Annotated in this window: 8 protein-coding genes; 6 read left to right on the forward strand and 2 right to left on the reverse strand. The window is 56.8% G+C overall.

The window, feature by feature from the left end:
* Nucleotides 1–14 precede the first annotated feature (14 nt).
* The 3 genes from CBW22_RS18540 to CBW22_RS18550 are packed head-to-tail and all read left to right on the forward strand — an operon-like array spanning nucleotide 15 to nucleotide 4,610.
* Nucleotides 15–476, forward strand: a complete 462-nt coding sequence (locus CBW22_RS18540) for a MarR family winged helix-turn-helix transcriptional regulator (protein WP_021508807.1) — start codon at nucleotides 15–17, stop codon at nucleotides 474–476.
* Nucleotides 477–519: 43 nt separating this feature from the next.
* A complete protein-coding gene (locus CBW22_RS18545) occupies nucleotides 520–1,047 on the forward strand; it encodes a (2Fe-2S)-binding protein (protein WP_374710389.1) in 528 nt (175 codons plus the stop codon).
* Complete coding sequence (locus CBW22_RS18550; protein WP_088517464.1) at nucleotides 1,044–4,610, forward strand: molybdopterin cofactor-binding domain-containing protein; 3,567 nt, start codon at nucleotides 1,044–1,046, stop codon at nucleotides 4,608–4,610. The genes CBW22_RS18545 and CBW22_RS18550 overlap by 4 nt, the downstream gene beginning before the upstream one ends.
* Before the next feature lie 21 nt (nucleotides 4,611–4,631).
* Here the strand turns inward: CBW22_RS18550 and CBW22_RS18555 are convergent, their stop codons facing one another.
* Complete coding sequence (locus CBW22_RS18555; protein ID WP_088517465.1) at nucleotides 4,632–5,216, reverse strand: nucleotidyltransferase family protein; 585 nt, start codon at nucleotides 5,214–5,216, stop codon at nucleotides 4,632–4,634.
* 53 nt (nucleotides 5,217–5,269) lie between these two features.
* Nucleotides 5,270–6,646 (reverse strand): aldehyde dehydrogenase family protein, encoded by a 1,377-nt coding sequence (locus CBW22_RS18560; RefSeq protein ID WP_088517466.1) that lies wholly within the window; start codon nucleotides 6,644–6,646, stop codon nucleotides 5,270–5,272.
* Nucleotides 6,647–7,126: 480 nt separating this feature from the next.
* Between CBW22_RS18560 and CBW22_RS18565 the strand changes: the two genes are divergently transcribed.
* The 3 genes from CBW22_RS18565 (at nucleotide 7,127) to CBW22_RS18575 (ending at nucleotide 12,081) form a co-directional block, all read left to right on the forward strand.
* Entirely contained in the window at nucleotides 7,127–8,056 is a 930-nt protein-coding gene (locus CBW22_RS18565) for a RepB family plasmid replication initiator protein (RefSeq protein WP_021508802.1), read from the forward strand.
* A 1,846-nt stretch (nucleotides 8,057–9,902) separates the two neighbouring features.
* Complete coding sequence (locus tag CBW22_RS18570) at nucleotides 9,903–11,102, forward strand: AAA family ATPase (protein ID WP_058776156.1); 1,200 nt, start codon at nucleotides 9,903–9,905, stop codon at nucleotides 11,100–11,102.
* A gap of 7 nt (nucleotides 11,103–11,109) precedes the next feature.
* A complete protein-coding gene (locus CBW22_RS18575) occupies nucleotides 11,110–12,081 on the forward strand; it encodes a ParB family protein (protein WP_058780984.1) in 972 nt (323 codons plus the stop codon).
* Nucleotides 12,082–12,522 lie beyond the last annotated feature (441 nt).

Raw genomic sequence — 12,522 nt, forward strand, 5'->3', positions numbered from 1 at the left:
AAAAGGATAAAGGCATGTCGCACCAGCAGGATCCGCGCGCAGACCAGCGCTATGACTATACCGAGCAGGTTGGCCATCTGTTGCGCAAGGTGTATCAACGCCATGCGGCGATTTTTCAGCAACACGTCGGTGATTCACAGATCACCGCCGTGCAATTTATTACCCTCTGTGCGCTGCGCGATCGCGGTCCGAGCGCACAGAACGATTTAGTGCGCTATACCGCCGTCGATCAGGCCACCATTCGCGGTGTGGTTGAGCGTCTTAAGGCGCGCGATCTGGTCAGTCTGGGTCCCGATCCCACCGACAAACGCAAAGTGATTGTCATGCTGACCGATGCAGGCCACCGCCTGATTGACAGCACGACTGACAACGCGATGCGCATCACCGAAATGACTTACGGGCAGCTGAATCCGGCCGAACGGGTCGCGCTGATTTATCTGCTGAAGAAAATGCTGGACGATACGAGCCAGCCCTAACCCGGGGCGCTTAGCCGCCTCGCTAAGGCGGTTAATAATGAAAATGCTGGCACATCAGACTGCCACACCGGTTTCACCTGCATCCACGTGCCATTACGCCCTTGAGGTGAACGGCGCGACTCACTCCATCAGCAGCTATCGCGATACCTCGCTGCTGCTGGTGCTGCGTAATCAACTCCAGCTTAACGGACCCAAATATGGCTGCGGCCTGGGCGAATGCGGCGCCTGCACCGTGCTGATCGATGGCGTTGCCGCGCGCGCCTGCGTCATCCCGGCGTATGGCGTGCGTCAGCGCGCTATCACCACGCTGGAAGGCCTGGGCAACCGCGAAGCGCTGCATCCGGTGCAGCAGGCGTTTATTGAGGCGCAGGCCGCGCAATGCGGTTACTGCCTTAACGGCATGATCATGACCACCGCCGCGCTGCTGCGCGCTCAGCCCTGCCCTGATGACCGGCAGATACGTGCGGCGCTAAGCGGTAATCTGTGCCGCTGTGGCACCCATCAGGAGATTCTGTGCGCGGTGAAGCGTGCCATCACCTTATGCCTGCAGCAGGCGGAGGCGGCATCATGAGTGCGGCTAACATACCCACGCAGCAGCAGTTGCTGGCAGCCAGCGACATCCTGTTGATTGTCGATGAGATTCAGCCGCCGCCGGGGCTGGTGCCCAAAGGCCAGACGCCAACGCTGAAAGCCAAAGAGCGGGCACTGTTTCTGGCTATTGACGGTTACGGCCGCGTCTGGGCCTTCAATGGCCATGTCGATCTCGGCACCGGGGTGAAAACCGCGCTGACGCAAATCGTCGCCGAAGAGCTCAGTCTGCGCATGGATCAGGTACAAATGGTGCTGGGCGATACGCTGCGCGTGCCCAACCAGGGTGCCACCATCGCCAGCGCCACGTTGCAAATTTCTGCCGTACCACTGCGTAAAGCGGCTGCAACGGCGCGCCAGTGGCTGTTACAACAGGCCGCCGCGCGCTGGCAGCTGCCGGTGGAGAGCATTACGCTGGACGGCGGTTTCCTGCAGCACCCCAGCGGTGTGCAATTGTCATTCGCCGAACTGGTGCAGCAGCAGCGCAGCATCGTGCCGATTGATCATCAGGTAACACTCAAGCCCGCCAGTGAATATCGCCTGGTTGGTACCAGCTCGGCGCGGGTGGATATTCCCGCCAAAGCCACCGGCGAACTGACGTGGGTGCATGACCTGCGCATGCCCGGTATGCTGCACGGCCGGGTCATCCGTCCACCGTATGCGGGCTATGACACTGGTAGCTTTGTCGGCACCTCATTGCTCAGCATTGACGAAAGCTCGATCGCGCATCTCGAAGGCATCGTGAAAGTGGTGCAGATCGCGGATTTTGTCGGCGTGGTGGCCGAGCGCGAGGAGCAGGCCATCGCCGCGATGGACGCGTTACAGGTGCGCTGGAAGCCATGGGAACACAGCCTGCCGGACCTGCGCGATATCGAACAGGCTATTCGTGATAATCCCCGCACTTCGCGCGTGGTGCATGACAGCGGTGAAGTGGATGCCGCGCTGGCGAATGTCGCGCAGCGTTTTACCCGCAGCTATGTCTGGCCCTATCAGCTGCATGCGTCGATTGGCCCTTCCTGCGCGGTGGCCGACTATCAGCCTGATTCGCTGCAGGTGTGGAGCGGCACGCAGAACCCGCACCTGCTGCGCGCCGATCTGGCATGGTTGCTGGAGAGGCCGGAAGAGACCATTGAAGTGAACCGCATGGAAGCCGCCGGTTGCTACGGGCGCAACTGCGCCGATGACGTGGCCGCCGATGCGGCGCTGCTGTCACGCGCAGTAGGCCAGCCTGTGCGGGTACAGCTGACGCGCGCCCAGGAACACGTGTGGGAACCGAAAGGCACTGCGCAGCTGATGGAGGTGGACGGCGGGCTGGACGCGCAGGGCAATCCGCAGGTGTACGATTTCACTACGTCTTATCCGTCCAATGGCGCACCCACCCTTGCGCTGCTGCTGACCGGCCGCGTCGATCCGGTGGCGCTGGCGTATGAAATGGGCGATCGCACCTCCATTCCACCTTACGATTTTCCCCATCTGCGCGTCACCATTGAGGACATGGCGCCGATTGTACGCGCCTCGTGGATGCGCGGCGTTTCAGCCCTGCCCAACACCTTTGCCCATGAATCCTATATGGATGAGCTGGCCCACGCGGCAGGCGTCGATCCGGTGGAGTACCGGCTGCGCTACATTCAGGACGATCGCGCCGCCGAGCTAATGCGATCCACCGCTGCGCGCGCAGACTGGACGCCGCGCACCGCCATTCAGCAGACCGCCAGCGAACCCGGCATTTTGCGCGGACGCGGTTTTGCCTACGCACGCTATATTCACAGCAAATTTCCCGGCTTCGGTGCCGCCTGGGCTGCCTGGGTCGCGGATGTCGCGATTGATAAGCAGAGCGGCGAGATCGCCGTTACGCGCATCACCGTGGGCCATGATGCCGGCATGATGATCAACCCGGAAGGGGTAAAGCATCAGATTCACGGCAATGTCATTCAGTCCACCAGCCGGGTGCTCAAAGAACAGGTGACGATTGAAAGCAACCTGATCGCCAGCCAGGAATGGGGCAGCTACCCGATCCTGACGTTTCCGGAAGTGCCGGATATCGACGTGATGATGGTGCCGCGCCCGCACGAACCGCCGCTCGGCGCGGGGGAATCCGCGTCGGTGCCCAGCGCCGCGGCCATCGCTAACGCGGTGTTTGATGCCACCGGTATCCGTTTTCGCGAATTGCCCATTACCGCTGACAAACTGCGTCAGGCGCTGAACGGCCCCGATCCGCAGCCGGAGCCACAGCTGGCCGCACCGGCCCAAACCGCCCGCCGCCGCAGCCGAAAATGGGCGCTGGGTGGCGTAACAGGATTGCTCGGCCTCGCCGCTGGCGTGGCGATTAACGCGCTGCCGTGGCGCGCACCGATTGCGCCCGTGACACCCCCGGCCGCCGGAAGCTGGTCGGCAGAGATGCTGGAACGCGGTCGTCAGGTGGCCGCCGCCGGTGACTGCGCGGTATGCCATACCGCGGAAGGCGGCGCGACCAATGCCGGCGGCCTGAAGATGGAGACGCCGTTTGGCACGCTGTACACCACCAACATCACGCCGGATAAACAGACCGGCATCGGCAGCTGGTCATTTAACGCCTTCGATCGCGCCATGCGCGAGGGCATCAGCCGCGACGGTCATCATCTCTATCCGGCATTTCCTTACACCAGCTTTCGCCAGCTGAGCGAAGGCGATATGCAGGCGCTGTACGCCTGGCTGATGTCGCAGCCGGCGGTACAGCAGGCACCGCCAGAAAACCAGATGCGCTTTCCCTATAACCTGCGCTTCCTGATGGCGGGCTGGAACGCTCTCTACCTCGGGCGCGGCGAATATCAGCCTGACCCCCGCAAAAGCGCCGAATGGAATCGCGGTGCCTATCTGGTGAACGGAGCCGGACACTGCGGTGCCTGCCACTCGCCGCGTAATTTGCTGGGCGCGGAAAAAAGCGGGGATAATTTCCTCGCCGGTGGCTGGGTCGACGGCTGGGAAGCGCCCGCGCTCAATCAGCTGAATAAAGCCCCGCAGCCGTGGACCGCGCAGTCGCTGTATAACTATCTGCGCAATGGTTACGATGCGCAGCACGGCGTTGCCGCCGGACCGATGGCTCCGGTAGTAAGCCATCTCGCCACCCTGCCGGAAGCCGACGTGCGCGCCATGGCCAGCTATCTGGCAGACATTAATGGTCAGGCAGCGCGCCCTGTCGCTGCGCCGGCGGCAAAACCGGCATGGAACACTGCCGCAGGGGAACGGCTGTTTAAAGGCGCCTGTCAGGCCTGCCACAGCGCCAGCGAGGGCGGACCGCAGTTGTTTGGCGTCAGCCCATCGATGGCCAACAGCAGCAGCATAACCAGCGCGACGCCGGATAATCTGTTACAGGTGGTGCTGCACGGTATCGACAAACCGGCAACCGATGCGCTCGGTTATATGCCCGGCTTTGCCGCCAGTTTGTCGGATAAGCAGGTTGCGGATATTGCCGCCTGGCTGCGCCAGCGCTACGCACCTGACCAACCGGCGTGGCAGAATCTGAGCGAAAAAGTGGCGCAGGTGCGCGCTAATCCCGGCAGCCACTGACCCAGTCAGGCGTGCTGCCGGTCAGCGGCTTGCCCCGGATCGCGGCAGATCCGCGTCGCGGATCGTGCCCTGATGGGCCGGCAGAGTGATGAGAATAGCCGGGTCGAGCAGCGCGCGGGCACCGCTGTCGCCCTGCAGTTGAGCGAGCGCCGCGCCATAGTGCGCGGCAAATCCCACCGGGTGGCCCGGCTGATTTTGCCAGCTGAGCCGTACCTGCGGCGCGCCGTTGTGCAGCGCCTGCGCAACGCATTGATGATCCTCCGCCCTCACCCACGCCATATCACCCGGTACGATCAGCCAGCCATGCCAGTGGGCGGTGGCCCGCACGCCAGCGGCAATGCTTTCACCGCTGCCGGCGCTGGCAATAGTGCAGGTCGCGACGCCGCACTGCTGTGCCAGCTGTTGAATGGCACCATCTTCCGGCCGGATAATGAGGAGAAGCGGCAAACCGCTGCGCTGCGCCTGCTGCAGCGTCAGCTTCAGCAGCGGCTGAGGCACGCCATTATCGTCAGGATACGGCGCCAGCAGTTTATGTCCGGTACCGCCGGCCTGACGAAAGCGGCTGCCGAGACCGGCAGCAAGGATAAGAATGCCTGGCGTCTGCATACAAGGATTGCTTCCGAAAGTTGGGGCGCACAGTATGGCGCGCCCCGGCCGGGTTAGCGACGGTTTTTCCACACCGTCTGGATGTTACAGAACTCGTGGACGCCGAAGCTGGAGAGTTCGCGGCCATAACCACTCTTTTTCACGCCACCGATAGCGACGCGCGGATCTGAGGCGCCGTTGCCGTTGATAAACACCGCGCCGGTTTCCAGCTGCTCTGCCAGTTCCTGCGCCAGCGCTTCATTGCCGCTCCACACGGTGGCGCTCAGGCCAAACTCGCTGTCATTCGCCAGCTGCAGTGCATGTTGCGCATCGCGCGCGACGGTGATCGCCGCCACCGGCCCGAAGATCTCCTGACGAAAAGCGGTCATCGCGGGCGTGACGTCGGCAAGAATGGTTGGCGCATAATAGTTGCCGACGCCCTCGATCTTGTGGCCGCCCAGCACCAGACGTGCACCCTGCTGCAGGGTTTCCTGCACCTGATGATCCAGTTCATCACGCAGATCGTAGCGTGCCATCGGACCGATATAAGTCTCTTCCTGCAGCGGATCGCCCACTTTCAGTGCCTGCACGGCTGCGCTGAAACGCGCCTCAAACGCCTCTGCGATGCTCTCTTCAATGATGAAGCGTTTGGCTGCCATACACACCTGCCCGCTGTTCTGGTAGCGCCCTGTGACCGCTGAGGCCACTGCCGCATCCAGATCGGCATCCGCCAGAACGATAAAAGGATCGGCACCGCCTAACTCCAGCACGGTTTTTTTCAGTACCGCACCGGCCTGAGCGGCGATAGCCCCACCAGCACGCACGCTTCCGGTCACTGCGATGGCTGCGACGCGCGGATCTTTTATGGCAGCAGAGACACCGTCGTTATCAACGTTGATTACATTGAATGCGCCGCGCGGCAAATCGGTCGCAGCAAACAGTTCCTGCATCAGCCAGGCGCAGCCCATGACGCTTGGAGCGTGTTTCAGCAGGTAGGTGTTGCCCGCCAGCAGCATGCTGACCGCGCCGCGCAGGACCTGCCAGTAAGGAAAATTCCACGGCATCACCGCCAGGATCACACCGAGAGGACGAAACGATTGCCAGGCCTGCTGGTTCTCCACCAGCGTGGGCTGATCGGCCAGCATTGCCGGTCCGTGTTCAGCATACCAGTCACACAGGCTGGCGCATTTCAGGACTTCGGCACGCGCCTGCGCAATGGGTTTACCCATTTCCAGCGTGGCGAGCGTAGCCAGTTGATCCTGACGCTGGCGCAGCTGCTCACCCAGCTGACGCAGTACCTTTACGCGCTGTGCCATCTCTGTGTTACGCCACTGCGCAAAGGCGCTGGCGCTTTGCTGTAAAGCCGTTTCCAGCTCGGCTGCATTCTGCAGGGGATAAGTGGCAATGATTTCGCCGCTGGTGGGATTACGTGAAATAACGTGATCAGTCATAAGATGTCTTCGTCAGATAATCGGGTTGATCAGAGTGAGATCTACCTTACGCCAGCCATCAGGTGATGAAAAATGAATAGATGAGAGCAAGTTGTTCACTTGAAATGAATTGAGAGGCAGCGCAGGCCTGAAGATTTTCATTTTCCACCCTCACAGGGTGATTTAAAGACGTAAGCGAATATTCTGCAGGTTACGCTTATCAGCATCAGTCGCCTCAACGGGTTATCCACTTATACAGTGATTAGATCTTAAAGAAAGATCATAAAGAGATCTAAAAGAGATCCCAAGAGATCCCCGATCGCGGCAGGCCGCACCCGACAAGGGCTGAGAAGGTGATCGTGTTCACTATAATCAGTAAAGTATCCACTATAGTCAGTACTTTATTCACTATAGACAGTAGAATGTTCACTATAAACAGTGTTAATGTTCACTGTAATCAGATACCGATCCTTTTCATCCACAGAATGAAGATCTCAGGCTATGGCAGATAAAGAGAGTGAAAACAAGGCGTTACTTGAACCTTTTCTGTCGGTGACGAAAAACAGTGGTGAAGTTATTCAGCTTCATCCCAATAAAAATAACACCGTACAACCGGTCGCACTGATGCGCCTGGGTCTGTTTGTTCCTACCCTAAAGTCAACGGCGCGCGGGAAATCCGGCGCGATGGCTTCAACCGATGCCACCAAAGAGCTCAAAAACCTGTCGCTGGTGAAAGCGGAAGGTTATGAAAAGATTACCATCACCGGCGCACGGCTGGATATGGATAATGATTTCAAAACCTGGGCCGGCATCATTCAGTCTTTCTCGCGTTATCCGTCGAAGGGCGACACCGTCACGCTGCCGTTTATCGACTTCGTCAAGATGTGCGGTATTCCCTCGGCCAACTCGTCCGCGGCGCTGCGTAAGCGTCTTGACGCCTCGCTGCGACGTATCGCAACCAATACCCTGTCGTTTGAGGGGAATGGTAAAGCCTACCACACGCACCTGGTGCAGTCGGCTTACTACGATCGTGAGAAAGATCTGGTGCGCATTCAGGCCGATCCGAAGCTGTTTGAGCTGTATAACTTCGACCACAAGGTGCTGCTGCAGCTGCGTGCTATCTCGCGCCTCAAGCGTAAGGAGTCGGCGCAGGCGCTGTATACCTACCTGGAAAGCCTGCCCACTAATCCGGCGCCTATCTCCCTGGCGCGCTTACGCATGCGTCTTAATCTCGGCTCAAAAACCACCACGCAAAACCATGTGGTGCGGCGCGCCATGGAGCAGCTGAAAGAGATTGGCTATCTGGATTACTCCGAAGTGAAACGGGGCCGTTCGGTATTTTTTATCATTCACAGCCGGACACCCAAACTCGATGGTATCAGCAATCTGGAAAGTATCGATTCGCTGGAAGACCTCGATTTCGAAGACTGACTTCACCCATTCACTGTAATCAGTTCACCCTCTTTCCGCAGTGTCACTGAGCCTAAAAGTGACACTGCCGCTTTCCTCTCATTCACTGTAATCAGCACAACCTGATCTGTTCACTGTAATTGGTAGCATTCACTGTAATCAGTGGTCGCTGCCGGTATCGCCTGTTCCGTAAAAATCGTCAAACCTTCCTTTTCATGCATAACAGCGCTTTTATTGATAGTGGGTACTTACCAGGTGGGTTGACAGACATCTCGTTTACGCTTTCAGAGACCGTCTGGCTGATTACAGTGAATGTCTGGTCTGCCGGGCGATTCTGCTGACCACAGTGAACACGTAAGCATACGACCTCACTGATTACAGTGAACGCTTTATCGTATCTGATTGTAAATTAAGCGTAATAAACGATATACAGTAATACATTCACTGTATTCAGTAATTATGCTGTAAAAGTAACCAGTAAAAGTGACAGGGTTGGTCACTATCGCTGATTACAGTGAATCGTGGGAGGGATTACCGATTATCGTGAACGTCATTTCATGACGAAACGGCTCTCTGCGTTACTGATTGCAGTGAACGTTCTCAACACTCCCCTGCCCTCACCGCAGGCACTGGCCTGCATGGAAGGGAAAGCCAGCTACTGACTACAGTGAACGTTATCGGGCTGAGGCTAAGCGGGCATTTACTGATTACAGTGAACGTGTTTGTCAGGTCTTGCTGCCTCAAAGCACAGCGCGCGCGAACCCGGCTACTGATTACAGTGAATGTTGCTAGCTGAGTGCCCTTCCCTGTGCCGCACGACCCTCCCTCGACCTGGCGCGATAAAGATGGTCGGGTTTACTGATTACAGTGAATGCTCAGTCAGGCAGGTCAGCAATTCAGGTTTAAACACGCTTTTTCTTCTACTGACTACAGTGAATGCGCCGCAGCGATCAGGTTATGAATATCTGATAACGGTCACATTACTGATTACAGTGAACATTGACGAAAAGGCATTCATAGTTTACTGACTACAGTGAATGCCGCTGCATCGACGTCGCAGTTTACTGATTACAGTGAATCTTATACCTGCATCAATCGATGCGCTGGCAGATTGCCGCAAGGAAGGCGGCCCTGAACATCGCACTGCACTGCACTGTACGGCGCTCGCCGCGACGCAGCCCAATCTTCCTGCAGGCGATGCTCGCCAGCCCGCAATCGCAAACCGCGTAATTCTCATCGTGCGCAGCTTTTCCCCTTCTCACTGGCCGGCAGGCCCCCCTCACACCGTGCTATGCAGGCAGTCACAGAGGGAAGAATGTAGTGGGCTTGTGCTGACTACAGTGAATCCTGCTCATTTGGTGAGCGGATGATCGCAGAATCACTGACTACAGTGAACATTTACTCTTGCGCACTGGCTCACCCTGGCGCGGGTAGCGCTGTCCCTGTGCGAAAGGATTACTGATTACAGTGAATCTTCCGGCAGGATTACTGATTGCAGTGAATGTTATGCTGAGTACAGTGAACGCAATCCATTCCTTTACGTTACCCGCTGATTATAGTGAACGTGCGTGCTGCTCTGTCAGGTAACGGCGCGCAGTATTTCACTGTGATTGAGCGCTTCTGCCAGACAGGTTGGTTACTGACTACAGTGAACAGTGGCAGAGTGCTGCTCTTATACCGATAACATTTTCATCAATTGATGGGTAATCAACCAGCGCGCGCTACTGACTCCAGTGAACATGTCGTTTAAGCCTCTCTTGCAAAAGGTCTTTTTACAACACGAGCCGATAATGAACAGATGAGATAGATTTGCCTCATGTGCAGGATTTCGGTATAAAGTCATAAATCCTACATGTGTGGAGCAAGTATGGCTAACGATGAGAAGCAGGTTCTGAAAGTCGCTCAACGCTCAGAAAGAATGCTGATGAGCCTGACGGAGCAGATTCAGGCGCAAAAAGAAGAGTTGCACGAGAATACTTTTTACCAGGTTTATGCCAAAGCGGCGTTAGCCAAGTTGCCCAAGCTAACGCGCGCCAGTGTCGATTACGCGGTTAACGAGATGGAAGAAAACGGCTATCCGTTTGATAAGCGCGCGGCCGGCAGTTCCACCAAGTACGCGATGTCGATCCAAAATATTATCGACATCTACCATCATCGCGGCGTCCCGAAATACCGCGATCGCCATCCTGAAGCGTTTACGCTGTTTGTCGGTAACCTGAAAGGCGGCGTGTCTAAAACCGTTTCAACAGTATCGCTGGCGCACGCGCTGCGCGCGCATCCGCACCTGCTGTTCGAAGATTTACGCATCCTGGTTATCGATCTCGATCCGCAGTCTTCGGCCACCATGTTCCTGAATCATGAACGTTCGGTCGGTTTGGTTGAAGCCACCGCAGCTCAGGCGATGCTGCAAAACGTCAGCCGCGAAGAGCTGAAAAGCGAATTTATTGTGCCGTCGATTATTCCTGGCGTTGACGTACTGCCCGCCTCAATCGATGACGCTTTCATTGCTTCACGCTGGGAAGAGCTGTGTGCAGAGCATCTGCCGCAGCAAAACGTGCATGCGGTGCTGTATGAAAACGTGGTGGCTAAGCTGAAAAAAGATTACGACTTCATCTTTATTGACAGCGGCCCACATCTGGATGCCTTCCTGAAAAACGCCATTGCCGCTTCCGATTTGCTGATGACGCCGGTGCCGCCGGCACAGGTTGATTTCCACTCGACGCTGAAGTATCTGACGCGCCTGCCCGAGCTTATCGACATCATCGAAGAGTCGGGAGCCACCTGCCGGTTGCAGGGCAACATTGGCTTTATGTCCAAGCTGTCGAATAAAGCGGACCACAAGATGTGTCACAGCCTGGCGAAAGAGATATTTGGAGGCGATATGCTGGATGCGGCGCTGCCGCGACTGGATGGCTTTGAGCGCTGCGGTGAATCGTTCGACACGGTTATCTCCGCTAATCCTTCCACTTATGTCGGCAGCAGCGAAGCCCTGAAAAACGCGCGTTCGGCGGCAGAAGACTTTGCCAAAGCCGTCTTTGATCGTATTGAATTTATCCGCCTGAACTGAGGTTATTATGAGCGCAAAAAGAATTACTATTGGCCGCACCTTCAGCCAGAGCCCGTTACAAAATGAACCCAGCGAGGATGGCCACTCTCAGACGTTTATCCTTTCCACCGGTAAACGCGCCCTGTTCACCCTGGAACACATCACGGCAAAAGAGATAGAAGAACGTACGTACGTGGTGATGGAAACCAACGGCCGTGACCAGTCCGGTCTTACGCCAGAGTCACTGCGCGATATCATCCGTACCATTAAACTGCAGCAGTTCTTCCCGGCCATTGGCGTGAAGCGTGGCGATCGGATTGAAATCCTCGATGGTTCGCGTCGTCGGGCGGCCGCGCTGCACTGTAAAACCGGGCTGGATGTGCTGGTCACCGACGTCGCTATCTCTGCCGAAGAAGCCCGTCGTCTGGCGCAGGACATCCAGACCGCGCGTGAGCATAATCTGCGTGAAGTTGGCATGCGTTTGCTGTCACTGAAAGACAGCGGCCTGTCGCAAAAAGAGATTGCGCAGAGTGAAGGGCTGTCTCAGGCAAAAGTGACCCGCGCGCTGCAGGCTGCCAGTGTGCCGCTGGAACTGGTCACCCTGTTCCCGAACCATTCAGAGTTGACCTATCCTGACTACAAAACGCTGCTGCAGGCTTACGAAAAACTGCAGGAAACCGGTCAGACGGTCGATGCTCTGATTGAAACTATCGGTATGGATGTGGACAGCGTCTGTGCGCGTGAAGGTCTGGCGGAAGATGAAGTCAAGAATGGCATCCTGCGGCTGGTCCGTAACGGCAGCCAGACACTGGTGCAGGCGCCGGCTAAAGATAAAGTGGTGGCGACACCGCTGTGGACCTTCGCGGATAAAGACCGTTACGCCCGTAAGAAAACGCGCGGACGCATGTTTAGCTACGAGTTTAACCGTCAGTCCAGAGAGTTACAGGAAGAGCTGGATCGCGTTATCACCGAGACGCTGAATAAGTATCTCAATCAGTAATAGCGCTTCACCTCTGATGATAAGCAATCTGTAGCAGCACAATCCCGTACATCCTGAACCGTGCCGCTACAGATTGTTACCTCACCCACCTGATTTCCCCCCCGTAATTTCATCCTTCGCCAGCGTTATTTCAGCGCTAAGTGCATGAAATCAAATCAACCTTAGCCGGAATTTCAGGCTGAAATCGCCAATCCCTCAATATTATACGGTGAAACCGCGTCATCGCTGGTTGAAGCTTTGATGGTGGCCAGCTTTGCTGGATGCGAAAGCAACAGTGAAAGCAGCGGGAGGAATCCTTAACCAAATCTGCCGGGATCAGGCGACATTCGCCATGGCGATTTCACCTCTAACTGTTTGAAAATATGATTTTTATCTACAGGATTTCAGGCTGAAATCGCCCGAATTTCACAGTAAATCTTCATGCTGCCGTGAGAAAAACCG

It is taken from the genome of Pantoea sp. VS1, from assembly GCF_002207995.1.
Classification (GTDB): Bacteria; Pseudomonadota; Gammaproteobacteria; order Enterobacterales; family Enterobacteriaceae; genus Pantoea; species Pantoea dispersa.

Coding starts and splice junctions, on each gene's coding strand:
- CBW22_RS18570 (WP_058776156.1), top strand. CDS start 9,903: ATGGCTAACGATGAGAAGCAGGTTCTGAAAGTCGCTCAACGCTCAGAA.
- CBW22_RS18550 (WP_088517464.1), top strand. CDS start 1,044: ATGAGTGCGGCTAACATACCCACGCAGCAGCAGTTGCTGGCAGCCAGC.
- CBW22_RS18560 (WP_088517466.1), bottom strand. CDS start 6,646: ATGACTGATCACGTTATTTCACGTAATCCCACCAGCGGCGAAATCATT.
- CBW22_RS18575 (WP_058780984.1), top strand. CDS start 11,110: ATGAGCGCAAAAAGAATTACTATTGGCCGCACCTTCAGCCAGAGCCCG.
- CBW22_RS18565 (WP_021508802.1), top strand. CDS start 7,127: ATGGCAGATAAAGAGAGTGAAAACAAGGCGTTACTTGAACCTTTTCTG.
- CBW22_RS18555 (WP_088517465.1), bottom strand. CDS start 5,216: ATGCAGACGCCAGGCATTCTTATCCTTGCTGCCGGTCTCGGCAGCCGC.
- CBW22_RS18545 (WP_374710389.1), top strand. CDS start 520: ATGCTGGCACATCAGACTGCCACACCGGTTTCACCTGCATCCACGTGC.
- CBW22_RS18540 (WP_021508807.1), top strand. CDS start 15: ATGTCGCACCAGCAGGATCCGCGCGCAGACCAGCGCTATGACTATACC.